Source organism: Pseudoduganella sp. R-32 (genome assembly GCF_049913245.1).
In the GTDB taxonomy this organism is placed as follows: domain Bacteria; phylum Pseudomonadota; class Gammaproteobacteria; order Burkholderiales; family Burkholderiaceae_D; genus Rugamonas.
Genome location: NZ_CP183987.1, coordinates 5589994 through 5607271 on the forward strand (window position 1 = coordinate 5589994; position 17278 = coordinate 5607271).

The following is a 17278-nucleotide window of genomic DNA, read 5'->3' on the forward strand; positions in this document are numbered from 1 at the left end:
ACTCAATAGCGGTAGCAGTGCGCTTGCTGCGGCTCGCTGCGCATAAGAGCCGTGGTCCAGGCGGGGTTGGTGGCTTGCTGGCACTTTATCAGGACTTCCGACCATGCTTTCAAATTCGCTTCGGAAGCATCCTTCTTCCATGCCTCGTTCATTGCGCGCGCCAAGGGCGTTTGGCTGCCTGGGACACCCAAAGGCCGGCCGAAGCTGTCGCGGGCGGGTTCTAAATCAAGCTGTGTTCGCACGACAGGCTTCGCGGCAGGGAGTTCCAGTTCGCCGGCCCATACGCCAGTTGATGCTGGCAGCAGCAATGCTAGCGCGAAGTGGGCAGCGAGCTTCATCGCTCAGTTGGGGCTGTCGGTGTCCGCGTCAGCGCCGTCGGATGCGCCCAGCATCAACAGGGCCGCTTCGGCAGGTAGCGCTTCCACTGATTTCAGCTTGCGCGCCATCTGGCGGCTGCGTACTTCCGCGTTTTCGATGTTGCGGGCGGCTTTTTCCAGTGTCATCTTGGTCGTTGCAAGGACGTCGCCGAATTTGGCGAATTCGGTCTTTACAGCGCCCAGCACTTGCCACACTTCCGACGAGCGCTTTTCCAGCGCCAGGGTACGGAAGCCCATTTGCAGGCTATTCAGCAGCGCGGTCAGCGTGGATGGGCCGGCGATGCTGACCCGATTCACACGCTGCAGTTCATCCGCCAGGCCGGGGCGGCGCATCACTTCTGCATACAGGCCTTCGGTCGGCAGGAACAGGATGGCGAAGTCGGTGGTCAGCGGGGGCGAGACGTATTTTTCAGCGATCGTCTTCGCCTCGCCGCGCACGGCGCGTTCCAGCTCACGGCCGGCAGCGGCAACTGCATCGGCATCGGCGCGGTCGGCCGCTTCCAGCAGGCGCTCGTACTGCTCTTTCGGGAACTTGGCGTCGATCGGCATCCATACTGGCGCGCCGCCCTCTTTCTGGCCCGGCAGCTTGAGCGCGAATTCGACGCGGGCGTTGGATCCCGGGATAGTTTCGACGTTCTTGGCGTATTGATCCGGCGTGAGGATCTGCTCGAGCAGCATCTCGAGCTGCACTTCGCCCCAGGTGCCGCGCGTTTTCACATTGGTCAGCACGCGTTTCAGGTCGCCAACGCCCAGCGCCAACTGCTGCATTTCGCCCAGGCCCTGGTGCACGCGCTCCAGGCGTTCGGACACCTGGCGGAATGATTCAGTCAGGCGTGTTTCCAGCGTTTCGTGCAGCTTTTCATCGACAGTCTTGCGCATCTCTTCCAGCCGCGCACCGTTGTCGGCCTGCAGCTCGCGCATCCTGGTTTCCAGCGCCACGCGTACTTCCAGCAGGCGGCGCGTGTTGGATTCGGTCAGCACCTCGATCTGGCGGCGCATTGTTTCAAGCTGCTGGACTGTCGCTGCGTGCGACTGCGCAAGGATATTGCCCATTTCCTGGCGCTGCGCCTGTGCCGTGGCCTGAAGCTGCAGGCGCACTTCGCGTTCGACTCGGTCCAGTTGGTCGGCGACGTCGCTGCCGCGGCTGCGCAGCAGCGCGACAATTTGCAGGACGATGATGACGGCGGCCAGCGCCAGCAGGATGGTCAATTCCATCAATCGGCCTTGTTCCGCATCCAGTCGGCGGTCTGATAGAACGACTCCATCAGCCGCAGCCTCAAATCTTCGGCGATGCCGACGTCCTGCATCGCCCACGCCATGCAGCGCAGCCACTGGTCGCGTTCACTCGAACCGACAGCGAACGGCAGGTGGCGCGCGCGCAGGCGCGGGTGGCCGAAACGCTCGATGAACAGGTCCGGGCCGCCCATCCAGCCGCTGAGGAACCAGAACAGCTTGTCGCGCGAGCCGTCGGTGCTGGGCGGGTGCATGGCGCGGATGCCGGCGAACTCCGGCTCCAGCTCCATCAGGTCGTAAAAACGGTCAACCATCTCGCGCAGCTTGGTTTCTCCGCCGATGACTTCGTAAAGGGTGCGTGCTTCATCATTCATAAAGCAATGATAGCGCATGGACGTATTGATGTGGATCAAGCATAGTGCTGATTTCACGCAAAAAGCGCCAACAAACCGCCATGATTGCCAGATGATCCGACGCCTTATCCGAACCCGACTGCACGCCCGCAGTGCCGGGGAAATCGCCGACCTGCGCCTCGCCGCCCTGAGCTGGCTCGGAATCACCTGCTTTCCGCTGTATTACGCGATTTTCGGCTGGCTGGTGCCGCAGCCGTACGAAAACCTGATGGCGCGCGCCGTCGGTACCGCGCTTGGACTTGGCGGCCTGTTGGCGCGGCGCCTGCCGGCGCGACTGCGCGACCGCTACACCCTGGTGCTGGTGACTTACGAGCTGCCCTTCTTCTGCACCTTCATGTTCCTGATGAATCACGCCAACGTCACCTGGTCCCAGGTGATGCTGGTGATGCTGGTTGCGCTGTTCCATTTCGAAGTTCGTCTCGCTTTGCGCGCCGGCGCAATCGGCATTTGCGCCGCCGTGCTGCTGGCGATTGCGCTGGGGGCCGGTGAGGTCATCGCCTCGGCGGCGGTGCTGCAATTGCTGCCGGTGCAGTTGTTCCTGGTCGGCTGGATGTGGGTGTTTTCGCAAAGCCGCAAGGCGCTGGAAGAAGAAAAGCTGGAAGGGCTGGGCGAAGGACTGGGCGCTGTGGCGCACGAGATGCGTACCCCGCTGGCCAGCCTGGACGCCAATGTGCGCGGCCTGTCGCGCATGCAGCAGCGCGCGGGACAGGATAATCCGGCAATGCGCCAGGCACTGGGCCGCATGCAGTACGAAGTGCGCCATATGAATCATATGATCGACCTGTTCCTGCTTAGCGCGCAGGCGGTGCGGCAGAAGCTGGATCCGCACGAAACCGTGTCCATGCTTGATACCGTTGAATCGGCGCTGCGCCGCTATCCCTTTACCGGCGAGGCCCAGCGCCAGCTGGTCGCGCTGCAGGTCCGCAGCGATTTCCGCTTCGGTGGACAGAACGAGCTGGCCATCATGCTGCTGCTGAACCTCCTGCGCAATGCCATGCAGGCGGTGCAGCGCGCCGGCAAGGGGCGGGTCAGGATCGTGATCGATGGTTGCCGGCCGGTGCCACGCGTCCTGGTGATCGATACGGGCTGCGGTATTGCACCGCACCATCTGCCGATGATTTTCCAGCGTTTCTTCACTTATCCGGAGCACAATGGCGCCGGCATCGGCCTGGCACTGTGCCGCCAGGTGATGCAAGCGTGGGAAGCGAAACTACATTGTGTCTCCCGCGAGCACGCATATGCTATCTTTGTGCTTGAATTTCCCTTACAAGCAAGCCGTTGAACCATGAAACTGCCCGTTTACGCCCACCCAACCATGACCGTCCTGGTGGACGACAGCGATACCTTCCTTCACAGCCTGGTATTCCAGCTCGATCCGATGCAGGCCAGCGTGTGCTTCCACGACCCGTTGCAGGCGCTGGAATGGTTCAAGGCCAATGCCCGCAGCAGCGAACTGCCGCTGCAGGTGGATTTCGATAATCCGAACCAGTCGGCGGAGCAGCGCAACGTGGCGGTGGACCTGGAGCAGATCTACCGGATTTCCGCCCAACGCCAGCGTTTTTCCATTCCATCGGTGCTGGTGGTCGATTATTCAATGCCACAGATGAACGGCGTGGCGTTTTGCCAGGCGATCCAGCACCTGCCCTGCAAGAAGATCCTGTTCACCGGCCAGGCCGATGAAAAGATCGCGGTCGACGCCTTCAACCGCGGCCTGATCGACCGCTATATCAAGAAAAGCGCAGACGATGCGCTGGACCGGCTGGAGGAGGAAGTGGCTGCGCTGCAGAAGGCGTTTTTCCAGGAGCAGTCGGAGACCCTGCTGGACATGCTGGTGCTGCACGAATTCAGCTTCCTGCGCTGCGGTGCGCTGGCCAAGGTCGTGCAGCAGCTGTACCAGGAGCACGGCTTCGTCGAGCACTACCCTTTCCCGAGCCCGAGCGGCATCCTGTTCTTCAAGGCCGACGGTTCGGCGCAGCTGATGGTGGTGGAAACCGAACGGGGCTACGAATCGCAGGTGGAAATGGCTCGTGACAGCGGCGCCCCGCAATCGCTGGTGGAAGCGCTGGAAGAAAAGCGCATGCTGCCCTTCTTTCCGCCCGACGGCATGTATTCCGACGAAGTGGGCCAGCATTGGCACCGCTACTGCAAGGCGCCGCAGGTGTGCAAGGGCCTGGAAACCTACTACTGGGCCCTGTTCGAGGTCGAACCGACGCTGCTCGATATCCAGCCCACCCCTTACGCGGAATTCCTGCGCCAGCATACCCCGCCGCTCGCAGCGTGACGGTCCAGCCCGTGTCACACTTGGGGTGTGACCCCAGGGTGTGACACGGGCCCAGCCTTATGCCTCGCGCAGCGTTTGCAGCGGGGGGTGGTTCAGGACGTTGCGCAGGCCGAGCCAGCCGCCGATCACGGCGCAGATCGCGCCTGCCAGCAGGCCTGCCAGCCAGACCCAGGGACTGAAGGTCCAGGCGAACTTGAACTGGTAGGTTGCCAGGCCCCATCCCATCAGGCCGGCGCCGGTGGCGGCCAGCAGGCCTCCCAGGCCGCCGACCAGCATGAACTCGATCAGTTGCGCTTGCGAGAGCTGGCGGCGGGTGGCGCCGAGGGCGCGCAGCAGGCCGGCTTCGCGCCGGCGTTCGTCCTGGGAGCCCATCAGCGCGGCATAAAGCACCAGCACGCCGGACAGCAGGGTGAAGGCAAACAGGAATTCCACCGCCTGGATCACCTGGTCCAGCACCGATTGCACCTGGCGCAGGATGCCGCCAACGTCGATGATGGTCAGGTTGGGGAATTCGCGCGACAGCGCGTTGCCGGCAGCCAGGGCATGCTTCGGCAAGTGGTACGAGGTAATCCAGGTTTGCGGCGTGTCGGCCATCACTGCCGGGTTGATGATGACGAAGAAGTTCACCCGCATCGATCCCCATTCGAGCTTGCGCAGGCTGGTGATCTTCGCTTCCACCGGCGAGCCGGCGATATCGAAGCGCATCGTGTCGCCCAGTTTCAGGCCCAGCGTCTTGGCGATGCCCTCCTCGACCGAGGCTTCGCCCGCCGTGCCCCCCATCGCCCATTTGCCGGAGGTGACCTGGTTCTGCGCCGGCAGTTCCGTCATCGTCGACAGGTTGAATTCGCGTTCGGCCAGTCCTTTCGCCCGTTCGTCGGTGTAGGTCTCGCTGGTGATGGCCTTGTCGTTCACCGCCACCAGGCGGCCGCGGATCATGGGGAACATCGGCACGTCCTTCACGCCGACTGCCTTCAGGCGCGCAGCGATGACGTCCTTCTGGTCTGGCTGGATGTTGATGATGAAGCGGTTCGGGGCATCAGGCGGCATGGTATTGCGCCAGGCCGACATCAAGTCGCCGCGCACCACGGTCAATAGCAGCAATGCCATGAGGCCAAGCGACAGCGATACCACCTGCACCACGGTGGCGCCGGGCCGGCGGCGCAGGGAGGTCACCGCGAAGCGCCATGCCTGGTGCGGGAATGCATTGCGCAGCGGACGCAGGGCTTGCAAGCCGAGCCAGCCCACCAGGGCAAACAATGCGAAACCAAGCAGGAAGCCGCCGCCGGTCACGCCGGCGAGCTTGACGTCATTCGATTGCCATAACAGCAGCGCGCCGAAAGCGGCGATGCCGAGCCCGTAGGTGGCCAGGGCGGCAGGCTTCGGCGCGGCGGCCTCGCGCCGAATCACGCGGTTGTGCGGCACGTTACGCAGCTGCAGGATCGGCGGCAGCGCGAAGCCGGCCAACAGGATCATGCCGGTGGCGAGGCCCTGCAGCGCCGGCAGGATGGTCGGCGCCGGGATGTCGGTAGCGACAAGGCTGCCAAGCAGTTGCAGCAGAACATAGTGGGCGCCAAAGCCGACCAGGACCCCGAGCAGGCTGCCCGCCAGCCCGACCAGCAGGAATTCGACGAGGTAGATCAAGGTCACCTGGTTCTGCGTCAGCCCCAGGCAGCGCAGCATGGCGCAGGAATCGAGATGCCGCTGCATGAAGCGGCGCGCAGCCATCGCCACCGCTACCGCAGCCAGCATGGCCGACAGCAGGCCGACCAGCGACAGGAAGCGGTCGGCGCGGTCGAGGGTGGCGCTCATTTCCGGGCGCCCCTCTTCCAGCGATTCGAGGCGCACCCCGCGTACATTGTCCTTCCTGATCAAGGTTTTCAGCCATTCGCCATATTCCTGCGTCGCCCTGGAGCTGGCGCCGGGGCCGGCCACCAACAGCCGATAGCCGACGCGCGACCCCTCCTGCACCAGATTGGTCGCCGGCATATCGGACAAGGCAAGGAAAACGCGCGGGGCAAAGTTGATGAAACCGCCGCCGCGATCCGGTTCCGCGGCAATCAGCTGCGTTACGCGGAACTGCTTGTCCCCCAGTTGCACCGTGCCGCCGACTGCGACGTCGAGCGACGTCGCCAGCGCCGGGTCGATCCAGACCGTGCCCGGTTCAGGCGTGGCCGGTGCCGGAGTGCCGATGCTTTCGTTCGCTTGCGCGACGTCGGTATTGACCTTGACGCGGCCGCGCAGCGGATAGCCCGGGCCGACGGCTTTCAGCGTCACCAGCACGGAGCGGGCGGCATCGCCCTGCCCTGCCTGCGCCATGCTGGGGAAGGCCAGCGTATCGGTCACCAGCAGGCCGCGCCGCAGCGCTTCTTCGCGCCAGGCGCCGGGCACCGGGTTGTCGGCGACGATCACCAGGTCGGCGCCCAGCAACTGGTGCGCATCGCGATTCAGTCCGCTGCGCAGGCGATCGATGAAGAATCCGGCGGCCGACAGCGCCGCCACTGCCACAACCAGCGCTACCAGCAGGAAGCGCAACTGCCCGGCGCGCCAGTCGCGCGCCGTCATCCTCAGGGCTTGTTGAAACATTGATTGTCAGACCACGTTAAAGGCAGAGAAATAGGTATCGACTTCGTCCAGGAACTTCTGCTTTTCCTCGGCGGGCAGGAAGGCTGCTTCGAAGCTGTTGCGCGCCAGCTGGTGCGCATGGGCCAGGCCAAGCGGCAGCGCGTCGAACACGGCGACGAAGTTATCGTTCATATAGCCGCCAAAGTACGCCGGGTCGTCCGAATTCACCATCGCCACCAGGCCCGCGTCGAGCAGCGCCAGCAGGTTATGGTCCTTCATCTGGTCGAACACGCGCAGCTTGGTGTTGGACAGCGGGCAAACGGTCAGGGGCATGCGCAGCGCGGCCAGGCGCCGTGTCAATGCAGGATCTTCCAGGCAGCGTACGCCGTGGTCGATGCGCTCCACCTTGAGCAGGTCGACCGCCGTTTCGATATAGGCTGGCGGCCCCTCTTCGCCGGCATGCGCCACCAGGTGCAGTCCGAGGTCGCGGGCGCGTGCGAACACGCGGGCAAATTTCTCCGGCGGGTGGCCGACTTCGGAAGAATCGAGGCCGACGCCGATGAATTTGTCGCGGTACGGCAGCGCCGCTTCCAGCGTGGCGAGCGCGTCTTCTTCGCTCAGGTGGCGCAGGAAGCACAGGATCAGCTTCGCGCTGATTGGCCCTTCGGTGCAAGCGCGATGGATACCATTAATCACATCGCCAATCGGCACGCCGCGCGCGGTATGGGTCTGGGGGTCGAAGAAAATTTCGGCATGGCGTACATGATCGGCCCTGGCGCGCTGCAGGTAAGCCATGGTCATGTCATAAAAGTCCTGCTCTTTCAGCAGCACGCTGGCGCCGGCGTAGTAGATGTCGAGGAAGGATTGCAGGTTGGTGAAGGCATATGCCGCGCGCAGTGCTTCCACCGACGGGTAGGCCAGCTTGACGCCATTGCGTTCGGCCAGCGCGAAAATCACTTCCGGCTCCAGCGAGCCTTCAATGTGAATGTGCAGTTCTGCCTTCGGCATATTCTGCACGATGGAGCGCATTTGGGTAGTCATTTTTTGTTCTCTTTCACCGCTGATAAGTAGTTGGCATCTTACTCCAAGATAGTGTGCTGCAGAGTCGGGCCAGCCGTGCTACTGTGGTGCCATAGGCGAGGGGATCGAGCATTGGCGGTACTACTGGCTTTACTTCTAGATCCAATAGAGCAATAATAAATTTCATCAACGTAAGATGCGTTTCGAGCCCGGCAACCATCCCCCCGCCGGCTAATAATGATCCAGCTCCGAGCCTCGGGCAATCCCTGGCAACTCAGGCAAGCTGGCAAAGCATTGAGCAGGCCTGCAGCCCACGCTACGACTGCCGACCATGTGACTAGTAGATTTTTCATTAAAGGACATTCACATGACCATTTTTGACAACTACGCAGCACGGTATGAGCGCACCAAGGAAGAGGAAATGTCCCTCTCCGAGTATCTCGCGCTTTGCAAAAAGGACCGCCTGACTTACGCTTCGGCGGCGGAACGGATGCTGGCTGCGATCGGCGAACCGACCCTGGTTGATACGCGCAACGATACGCGCCTGTCCCGCATCTTCGCCAACAAGGTCATCAAGATTTATCCCGCCTTCCGTGAGTTCTACGGCATGGAGGACGTCATCGAGCAGGTCGTTGCCTACTTCCGCCATGCCGCCCAGGGCCTGGAAGAGCGCAAGCAGATCCTCTACCTGCTGGGCCCTGTCGGCGGCGGCAAATCGTCGATTGCGGAAAAGCTCAAGCAACTGATGGAAGAAGTGCCGTTCTACTGCCTGAAAGGCTCGCCGGTGAACGAATCGCCGCTCGGCCTGTTCAGCGAGGCGGAAGACGGCACCATCCTGGAAGAGGATTACGGCATCCCGCGCCGCTACCTGCGCAATATCCCTTCGCCATGGGCAGTCAAGCGCCTGCACGAATTCAATGGCGATATCAACCAGTTCCGCGTGGTCAAGCGCTACCCTTCCGTACTGAAGCAGACTGCCATCTCGAAGACCGAGCCGGGCGACGAGAACAACCAGGACATTTCTTCGCTGGTGGGCAAGGTCGATATCCGCAAGCTCGAAGACTACGCCCAGGACGACCCGGACGCCTACAGCTATTCCGGCGGCCTGTGCCTGGCCAACCAGGGCCTGATGGAATTCGTCGAGATGTTCAAGGCGCCGATCAAGGTGCTGCACCCCTTGCTGACCGCCACCCAGGAAGGCAACTACAAGGGCACGGAAGGCTTCGGCGCCATCCCCTTCGAGGGCATCATCCTGGCCCACTCGAACGAGTCGGAGTGGAAGAGCTTCAAGAACAACCGCAATAACGAGGCATTCCTCGACCGTATCTATATAGTGAAGGTGCCGTACTGCCTGCGCGTCACCGACGAGATCAAGATTTACGAGAAGCTGCTGCACAATTCCTCGCTCGACAAGGCGCCTTGCGCTCCCGGCACGCTGCGCATGATGTCGCAGTTCGCCATTCTGTCGCGCCTGAAAGAGCCGGAAAACTCCAGCATTTTCAGCAAGATGCTGGTGTACGATGGTGAAAACCTCAAGGATACCGACCCGAAAGCCAAGTCCATCCACGAATACGTGGACTATGCCGGGGTCGACGAGGGCATGAGCGGCCTGTCGACGCGCTTCGCCTTCAAGATCCTGTCCAAGGTCTTCAACTTCGACTCGACCGAGGTGGCGGCCAACCCGGTGCACCTGCTCTACGTGCTCGAACAGCAGGTCGAGCGCGAGCAGTTCCCGCCGGAGACCGAGCAAAAGTACTTCTCCTATATAAAAGAGCACCTGGCCCAGCGCTATGTCGAGTTCATCGGCAAGGAAATCCAGACCGCCTACCTGGAGAGCTACTCCGAATACGGCCAGAACATCTTCGACCGCTACGTGACCTTTGCCGACTTCTGGATCCAGGACCAGGAATACCGCGACCCGGATACCGGCGAAAGCTTCGACCGCGAATCGCTGAACAACGAGCTGGAGAAGATCGAGAAGCCGGCCGGGATTTCGAACCCGAAAGACTTCCGTAATGAGATCGTCAACTTCGGCCTGCGGGCGCGCGCCAATAACGGTGGCAAGAACCCGGCCTGGACCAGTTACGAGAAGTTCCGCACGGTGATCGAGAAGAAAATGTTCTCCAATACGGAGGAACTGCTGCCGGTGATCTCCTTCAATGCCAAGGCCAGCGCCGAGGACGCCAACAAGCACGCCGACTTCGTGGCGCGCATGGTGGAAAAGGGATACACGGCCAAGCAGGTCCGGCTGCTGTGCGAATGGTATCTGCGCGTGAGGAAGTCGTCCTGATAGAGAAGTGGGATAATCAGGACGCGCCAATCAAGCAGGCAGGAGGCACATGACTTACCTCATCGACCGTCGTTTGCAGGGCAAGAACAAGTCCGCGGTCAACCGCGAACGATTTTTGCGGCGTTACAAGGGCCAGATCAAGGATGCGGTCGGGCGCGCCATCAAGGGGCGCTCGATCACCGACATCGAGAATGGCGAAAAAGTATCGATTCCCGTCAAGGACGTGAACGAGCCCTCGTTCGGCCACGCCCATGGCGGAATCTGGGAAGTGGTTAATCCCGGCAACGAGGAATACCAGAAAGGTGATTTGATCAACCGCCCCAAGGGCGGCGGGGGCAGCGGCCGCGGCCGCGCAGGCAACAGCGACCAGACCACCGAGGATGATTTCATCTTCGAACTGTCGCGCGAAGAATTCATGAACTACTTCTTCGAAGACCTGGAACTGCCGCACATGATCAAGACCCAGCTCACGGCGACCACGGAATTCAAGCCGCAGCGCGCAGGTTATACGGTATCGGGCACGCCTTCGAACATCCACGTGCTGCGCTCCCTGCGCGGCGCCCTCGGCCGCCGCATTGCGGTGGGCGGCAGTTCACGCAAGCGCCTGATCGAGGCGGAACGCGAACTGGAGGAACTGCTGGTGGCCGGCGCGCCCCTCGACGACCCGCAGGTCATCGAGCTGAAGAAGCTGATCCACCACTTGCATACGCGCTTGCTGGCCATTCCCTACATCGATCCCTTCGACCTGCGCTATTCGAACCGCATCAAGGTGCCGAAGCCGATGACCCAGGCCGTGATGTTCTGCATCATGGACGTGTCGGGCTCGATGGACGAGCAGCGCAAGGATACCGCCAAGCGCTTCTTCATCCTGCTCTACCTGTTCCTCAAGCGCGTGTACGACAAGATCGAGGTGGTGTTCATCCGCCACCATACGGCAGCGTCGGAAGTGGACGAAAATGAATTCTTCCATTCGCGCGAATCGGGCGGTACCGTGGTGTCCTCGGCCTTGCACCTGCTGAACAAGATCATTGACGAGCGCTTCGGCGGCGGCAGCTGGAATGCCTACGTGGCGCAAGCATCCGACGGCGACAACTGGGACAACGACTCCGTGCTGTGCCGGCAGCTGCTGGTCAACACCATCATGCCCAAGGTGCAGTACTACACCTATGTCGAGATCACCGACGGCCCGCCGCAGAACCTGTGGGAGCAATACGCCCAGATCCCCGAATACCACCAGCACTTCGCCATGCAGAAGATAGTCACGCCGGCCGATATCTACCCGGTGTTCCGCGAACTGTTCAAGAAGCAGCCAAAATGAACCAGATGACCAAGCGCCCCCCGCATCCACGCGCCCTGCCGGAGCAATCCGAATGGACGTTTGAACTGATCGAGCAGGCGCACGAAGAAATCCGCCGCGTAGCGCAGAACTTCGGGCTGGATACCTATCCGAACCAGCTGGAGATCATTACTGCCGAGCAAATGATGGACGCCTACACTTCAGTGGGCATGCCGGTGTCGTATGCCCACTGGTCGTTTGGCAAGCACTTCCTGGCGACAGAAAAAGGCTATAAGCGCGGGCAGATGGGGCTGGCTTACGAGATCGTCATCAATTCCAACCCCTGCATTGCCTATCTCATGGAGGAAAACAGCCTGACCATGCAGGCGCTGGTCATTGCCCACGCCGCCTATGGCCACAACTCCTTCTTCAAGGGCAATTACCTGTTCAAGACCTGGACCGATGCCGATGCCATCATTGATTACATGGTGTTTGCCAAGAATTACATCACCGAGTGCGAACAACGGCATGGTATCGATGCCATTGAATTGCTGCTCGACTCCTGCCACGCGATCCAGAACTATGGCGTGGACCGCTACAAGCGTCCGGCCAAGCTGTCGCTGGCGCAGGAACAGATGAAGCAGAAGGAGCGCGAAGCCTACTTGCAATCGCAGATCAACGAACTGTGGCGCACCGTGCCGCGGCGCGAAGAAGAGGCCGTCGACAAGCCGGCGCCGCGCTTCCCGCCTGAGCCGGAAGAAAACCTGCTGTACTTTATCGAGAAGTACGCGCCGCTGCTGGAACCCTGGCAGCGCGAGATCGTGCGCATCGTGCGCAAGATCAGCCAGTATTTCTACCCGCAGCGCCAGACCCAGGTCATGAACGAGGGCTGGGCCACGTTCTGGCATTACACCATCCTCAACCAGTTGTACGATGAGGGCGTGGTCAGCGATGGCTTCATGATGGAATTCCTGAAGAGCCATACCAATGTGGTGTACCAGCCGCCGGTGCACAGCCCCTACTACAACGGCATCAATCCGTATGCACTGGGCTTTGCCATGATGTCTGACATCCGGCGCATTTGCGAGAATCCGACGCCGGAAGACCGCGAATGGTTCCCCGATATTGCCGGCAGCGACTGGAAGAAGACGCTTGACTTCGCCATGCGCAATTTCAAGGATGAAAGCTTCATTGCGCAATATCTGTCGCCGCGCCTGATCCGCGAGTTCCACTTCTTTGCTGTATTAGATGACGACAAGAACGACAAGCTGGCCGTCTCGGCCATCCACGATGAGCTGGGCTACCGCTATGTGCGGCAAATGCTGGCCGACCAGTACAACCTGGGCAACCGCGAGCCAAATATACAGGTATGGTCCGTCAATACCCGCGACGACCGCGCCCTGACACTGCGTCACACGCAGTACAACCGCCGTCCCCTCAACCAGCAGGCCAATGAAGTGCTGAAGCACGTGGCCCGTCTCTGGGGATTTGACGTTCACCTGGATACGGTTTCGCCGGATGGCCAGGTGATCAGCACCATCGAGTGCAAGCGCGAGAAGCGCAACCGGGTGATCTGACCGCCGCTTTTGACAGAGTTACGTCGAAGCAACACACTTCGCCAAATTTCCTTAGCCTCGCCAGGGTCGCTGGCGAGCAATATTTCGTCTTGAAGAAAAAGTGATGAAGATCAATCGCAGGGGCGAAAAAATGGTCAATTTTCTCTTGCTTTTTCTGCCAGACCACTTTGGCACAGCCTGGTAACAGCCTGCCAATATGGGGCTAAGGGCATGAAATTTAAACGGTTTTCGGGACAAAATTCTATGCAAAAATCCAAAATTCGTATGTATAATTCGCCGACGTCCCGGATGCGGCTGTAGCTTTGTGTCGCCATTTTGGGGGTTTAAAGTAGCAACACAAGAGTTGGTATTGGAGAAAGCAGGCATGAATTTCAGTGATAACGAGAAAATTGCCGGGAAGAAGAACTATACGGGCATCGTGTTCGTCGTAGTCCTGCACATAATTGCTGGTTACGGTATTGTTTCCGGCTTGGGCAAGAAAATGATTAGCAAGATGATCGAACCGGTGGAGACCAAGATCATCGAGGAGGTTGCCCCGCCTCCGCCAAAAGAACTGCCACCACCGCCACCGCCACCAGAGATGAAGGCACCCCCACCGCCATTCATTCCTCCGGTCGAAGTGAACGTGCAGCAACCGCCGCCAGCGCAGAACGTGATCGCCAACGCGACCAACGTGAAGCCAGCAACCACCGATATTCGCCCAGCCCCTCCGGCACAACCTGCACCTCCAGCCCCTGCGGCAACCGGTGTACGTACCCCGGCTGTGGTCGACTTCAGCACCTGCGCCAAGCCAGAATGGCCGAAGTCGTCGCTGCGTAACGAAGAGACTGGCACTGTGACCATGTCCTTCCTGATCGGTGTGGACGGCCACGTAGCTGAGGCAAAAGTAGTGAAATCTAGTGGTTTCCGTGACCTGGACAAGGCCGCACAAGTTGGTATTTCCAAGTGCAAATTCAAGCCTGCAACGGTCGACGGCAAGCCGCAAGAAGGCTGGCAACAGATGCAATACGTCTGGACGCTGGAATAAACCTGAGACAGAGCACCGTCTCGCAACTAAGTAAGTCCGTTGTCGTTTAAGCCAGCGAACTGATTATTTTTCAAATTTGGAGGAAGCATGTTTAAGAATACCCGTTTGTCCGCTGTACTGGCCGCTGTGCTGTTCTCGGTGACCGCAGCTACCGCCCTGGTAAGCGCCCCAGCCATGGCTGACGCGCCTGCCTCGGCAGCCGCTTCGGCTCCAGCCGCTGACGCACCTGCAGCTCCAGCAGCTGACGCGGCAGCCGCTCCAGCAGCAGAAGCAGCCGCTCCAGCTGCTGCCCCAGCTGCTCCAGCCGCTAAAGAAGAAGTCGAAAACCCATTCGGTATCTCCGCTGTGTGGGAAGCCGGCTTCGTGGCTCGTGCTACCCTGATCATCCTGTCGATCATGTCGATCGGTTCCTGGTACATCATCGTGACCAAGATCATCGACCAGCAGAAGATCTTCAAACAGCAGAAAGAAACCTCTGCCAAGTTCTGGAAAGCATCGTCGATCGCTGCCGGCACCGCGACCCTGACCGAAGGTTCCCCATTCCGCTTCATCGCTGAATCCGGCACCAAGGCCACCGCTCACCACGACGGCGCCCTGCTGGAACAGATCGACCTGTCGACCTGGGTGACCATGTCCATCCAGCGCGCTGTTGACAAAGTGCAGTCCCGCCTGTCCGATGGCCTGTCCTTCCTGGCAACCGTTGGTTCGACCGCTCCGTTCATCGGCCTGTTCGGTACCGTTTGGGGTATTTACGGCGCGCTGACCAACATCGGTATGACCGGTAACGCATCGATCGACAAGGTTGCAGGTCCAGTGGGTGAAGCGCTGATCATGACCGCTTTCGGTCTGCTGGTCGCAGTTCCTGCCGTTCTGGGTTACAACTGGCTGCTGCGTCGTAACAAGACCGCAATGGAAGATGTACGCTCCTTCTCCGCAGACGTGCACTCCGTGCTGATCTCCGGCGCAATGTCCACCTCGAACGCTGCTGCTTCGTCGAAAAAAGTAGGTTAATACCATGTCGATGTCTGTAGGCTCCGATACCGGGGGAGAAGAGCAGCTTAACAGTGAGATCAACACGACTCCGCTCGTGGACATCATGCTGGTTCTGCTGATCATCTTCCTGATCACGAGCCCGGTCGTTCTCAAACTGCAGAAGATCAACCTGCCGGAAGAGATCAACCAGGCAATCCAGACCAAACCAGAGAACGTCAACATCGTTGTTAACAAAGATGGCGACATCTACTGGAACCAGAAGAAAATGCGCGACGCGAATGAGCTGTTCGATTTTCTGAAAGAGGAAGCTGTGAAGGTGCCTCAGCCTGAAGTTCATGTCCGCGGCGACAAAGACGCGAAATATGAATCGATCGGCCGTGTGATCTACACCACCCAGCGCGCTGGCATCCAGAAGGTCGGTTTCATCACCGAACCGCCTGATAAGATGTAAGAACAAGCCGCCCCTGGCTGTAGCGGGGGCGGCCTTCTGAAAAGGAACACATTTCATGAGTATGAGCGTAGGCAGTTCCGGCGGTGAGTCGGAACCGATGATGGAAATGAACATGACGCCGATGATCGACGTCATGCTGGTTCTGATCATTCTGCTGATCATCACCATTCCAAAAGCGAACCACTCGGTCAACCTGAACATGCCGGTCGGCACCCCGCCACCGCCAACCAAGGAACCAGTGGTCGTGACCATCGACGTTGACTTCGACGGCACCATCCTGTGGGACAATGTGGTCGTTCCAGACCGCCCTGCCCTGGAGAACAAGCTGATCGCCGTAGCGGCACAGGCTGACCAGCCTGAAGTGCACCTGCGTCCGAACAAGCTGGTTAACTACAGCGTGGTTGCAGGCGTCATGGCTTCGGCACAGCGTCTGGGCGTCACCAAGATTGGCCTGGTCGGCAACGAGCAGTTCCAGTAAATAATTGGGCCAAAACACCCTTTATTTTCCTAAATAGGCAGGTTATCCTGCCTATTTCGCATTTTGAAGAAAGAAAATCACCCCATGATTAAGTTTCGTCTCGCACACCTCGGCCTGGTAATGGCCGCTATCGGTTTCAACGCTGCTGTCCCGATGGTGGGCCTGTCCTCGATCGCGTATGCCGAGGCCGTGCGCGCAGAAGTTGGCAAGCCACTGCAAGAAGCCCAGAAACTGGCCTCCTCCGGCCGTTACAAGGAAGCCCTGGCGAAACTGAAGGAAGCAGACGCTGTCGGCGGCAAGTCCGAACTGGAAAAATTCCAGATCGAATACACCCGCGGTTCCGCTGCTGCCGCTGCCGGCGAGAATGAGACCGCCGCCCGCGCCTTCGAGCAAGTGCTGGCATCCGGCAAGCTGTCGCCAGCCCAGGCACCAAAGATCACCGAAGCCCTGGCCAGCATCTACCTGCGCGCCAAGGATTATCCAAAAGCCATTACCTACATCCAGAAGGTCCTGAAGGATAATCCGAACAACTCCCAGATGCGCGAGCAGCTGATCCAGACCTATTACCAGAGCGGCAAGCTCAACGAAGCCGCCAAGGAACTGCAAGGTGCCAAGTCCGAAGGCAGCCTGCAAATGCTGGCCAACATCCAGCTGAAGCAGAACGACAAGGCTGGCTACGTGCAGACTCTGGAAAAGCTGGCTGCATCCTATCCAAAGGCATCCTACTGGGCCGACCTGCTGAACCGCGTGATCGGCAAGCCAGGCTTCTCCTCGTCCCTGAACCTGGACGTGATGCGCCTCAAGCTGGCCCTGAAGCAGATCACCAAGCCGTCCGAATTCATGGAAATGGGCCAGTTGGCCCTGCAAGCCGGCAACCCTGCTGAAGCCCTGAAGATCGTCGACGAAGGCTACAAGAAAGGTGCCCTGGGCACCGGCGCCGACGCCGGCCGCCACCAGCGCCTGAAAGACCTGGCAACCAAGACCCTGGCCGACCAGCAGAAGAACGCTGCCACCCAGGAAGGCAACTTCCGCAAGGAAAAGGATGCTGACGGCCTGGCCAACCTGGGCTATGCCATGGTTTCCGACGGCAAGGCCGATGGCCTGAAGCTGATGGAAGAAGCGATCAAGCTGGGCACCGGCCGCAAGCCTGAAGAAATGAAGCTGCACTATGGCGTGGCACAGTACATCGCCGGCAAGAAGGCTGCTGCCATCAGCACCCTGAAGTCGGTGAAAGGCACCGCTGGCGAGCCAGAACTGGCCCGCTACTGGACCATGTACATTAACAACCCGGTCTGAACAA

The 17278-nt window shown here is 60.2% G+C and carries 15 protein-coding genes; 10 read left to right on the top strand and 5 right to left on the bottom strand.

Annotated features, from left to right (window positions below):
- Window positions 1-2 precede the first annotated feature (2 nt).
- Genes ACN9MU_RS25530 through ACN9MU_RS25540 form a run of 3 tightly spaced genes read right to left on the bottom strand, consistent with a single transcriptional unit; the run spans window position 3 to window position 1984 of the window.
- Entirely contained in the window at window positions 3-338 is a 336-nt protein-coding gene (locus ACN9MU_RS25530; RefSeq protein WP_426163855.1) for a hypothetical protein, read from the bottom strand.
- Window positions 339-341: 3 nt separating this feature from the next.
- Window positions 342-1592 (bottom strand): DNA recombination protein RmuC, encoded by a 1251-nt coding sequence (locus ACN9MU_RS25535; RefSeq protein ID WP_426163858.1) that lies wholly within the window; start codon window positions 1590-1592, stop codon window positions 342-344.
- Window positions 1592-1984 (bottom strand): group II truncated hemoglobin, encoded by a 393-nt coding sequence (locus ACN9MU_RS25540; RefSeq protein ID WP_426163861.1) that lies wholly within the window; start codon window positions 1982-1984, stop codon window positions 1592-1594. The genes ACN9MU_RS25535 and ACN9MU_RS25540 overlap by 1 nt, the downstream gene beginning before the upstream one ends.
- 91 nt (window positions 1985-2075) lie before the next feature.
- On the opposite strand from ACN9MU_RS25540, the gene ACN9MU_RS25545 reads away from it, so the two are divergent.
- A complete protein-coding gene (locus tag ACN9MU_RS25545) occupies window positions 2076-3305 on the top strand; it encodes a sensor histidine kinase (RefSeq protein WP_426163864.1) in 1230 nt (409 codons plus the stop codon).
- Window positions 3306-3308: 3 nt separating this feature from the next.
- Window positions 3309-4304, top strand: coding sequence for a response regulator (locus ACN9MU_RS25550; protein ID WP_426163867.1), 996 nt, complete (start codon window positions 3309-3311; stop codon window positions 4302-4304).
- A gap of 57 nt (window positions 4305-4361) precedes the next feature.
- Here the strand turns inward: ACN9MU_RS25550 and ACN9MU_RS25555 are convergent, their stop codons facing one another.
- Both ACN9MU_RS25555 and ACN9MU_RS25560 read right to left on the bottom strand, forming a co-directional pair.
- Window positions 4362-6887 carry an ABC transporter permease gene (locus ACN9MU_RS25555; protein ID WP_426318989.1) on the bottom strand — a complete coding sequence of 842 codons (2526 nt, stop codon included), beginning with the start codon at window positions 6885-6887 and terminating at the stop codon, window positions 4362-4364.
- A 6-nt stretch (window positions 6888-6893) separates the two neighbouring features.
- On the bottom strand, window positions 6894-7907 hold the full coding sequence (locus ACN9MU_RS25560) for an adenosine deaminase (RefSeq protein WP_426163873.1): 1014 nt from the start codon (window positions 7905-7907) through the stop codon (window positions 6894-6896).
- A gap of 346 nt (window positions 7908-8253) precedes the next feature.
- Here ACN9MU_RS25560 and ACN9MU_RS25565 point away from each other — a divergent pair, with 346 nt between their 5' ends.
- From ACN9MU_RS25565 to ACN9MU_RS25600, 8 genes are all read left to right on the top strand, one after another.
- Window positions 8254-10176, top strand: coding sequence for a PrkA family serine protein kinase (locus ACN9MU_RS25565; RefSeq protein ID WP_057260456.1), 1923 nt, complete (start codon window positions 8254-8256; stop codon window positions 10174-10176).
- 49 nt (window positions 10177-10225) lie between these two features.
- A complete protein-coding gene (locus ACN9MU_RS25570) occupies window positions 10226-11494 on the top strand; it encodes a YeaH/YhbH family protein (RefSeq protein WP_130310792.1) in 1269 nt (422 codons plus the stop codon).
- Window positions 11495-11499: 5 nt separating this feature from the next.
- Window positions 11500-13029, top strand: coding sequence for a SpoVR family protein (locus ACN9MU_RS25575; RefSeq protein WP_426172297.1), 1530 nt, complete (start codon window positions 11500-11502; stop codon window positions 13027-13029).
- Between the two features lie 364 nt (window positions 13030-13393).
- Window positions 13394-14056 (top strand): energy transducer TonB, encoded by a 663-nt coding sequence (locus ACN9MU_RS25580; protein ID WP_426163877.1) that lies wholly within the window; start codon window positions 13394-13396, stop codon window positions 14054-14056.
- A gap of 87 nt (window positions 14057-14143) precedes the next feature.
- Window positions 14144-15067: a MotA/TolQ/ExbB proton channel family protein gene (locus ACN9MU_RS25585; RefSeq protein ID WP_426163880.1), complete on the top strand. Its 924-nt coding sequence runs from the start codon at window positions 14144-14146 to the stop codon at window positions 15065-15067.
- A 4-nt stretch (window positions 15068-15071) separates the two neighbouring features.
- On the top strand, window positions 15072-15500 hold the full coding sequence (locus ACN9MU_RS25590; protein ID WP_028101866.1) for an ExbD/TolR family protein: 429 nt from the start codon (window positions 15072-15074) through the stop codon (window positions 15498-15500).
- A 55-nt stretch (window positions 15501-15555) separates the two neighbouring features.
- Complete coding sequence (locus tag ACN9MU_RS25595) at window positions 15556-15978, top strand: ExbD/TolR family protein (RefSeq protein ID WP_200953793.1); 423 nt, start codon at window positions 15556-15558, stop codon at window positions 15976-15978.
- Between the two features lie 84 nt (window positions 15979-16062).
- Window positions 16063-17274, top strand: a complete 1212-nt coding sequence (locus ACN9MU_RS25600) for a tetratricopeptide repeat protein (RefSeq protein WP_426163883.1) — start codon at window positions 16063-16065, stop codon at window positions 17272-17274.
- Window positions 17275-17278 lie beyond the last annotated feature (4 nt).